Source organism: Mycolicibacterium sp. XJ2546, from assembly GCF_053483195.1.
This window is the reverse complement of sequence record NZ_JBEFRW010000063.1, coordinates 1-298: the sequence shown is the minus strand read 5'-3', so window position 1 is coordinate 298 and position 298 is coordinate 1. Positions and strand designations below refer to the sequence as shown.

At 66.1% G+C, this 298-nt stretch carries 1 protein-coding gene; it reads left to right on the top strand.

Annotation, left to right across the window (positions count from 1 at the left end):
- Positions 1 to 298: DUF222 domain-containing protein (locus tag ABQE44_RS25845; RefSeq protein ID WP_448432671.1), on the top strand; the 298-nt coding region annotated here is incomplete at both ends.

Genomic DNA, 298 nt, shown 5'->3' with positions numbered 1-298 from the left:
GTCAGGCACACCGACCCAAGCCCAGATCGACAACGACCACCGCACCTTGGCCCAGCGCCAGCACGATGCGCTGGTCGCCGTCGGGCGCATCGCGTTGATGAGTGGCGAACTCGGCCAGCTCAACGGGCTGCCGGTGTCGATCATCATCCGAACTACCCTGCAGGACTTGGAATCTCGCGCCGGGGTCGGCACCACCAGCGGCGGCACCGTCATGCCGATCGCCGATGTGATCCGGCTGGCCGGTCACGCCAACCACTACCTGGCGGTGTTCGACAAGGCGACCGGATCAGCGATGGAT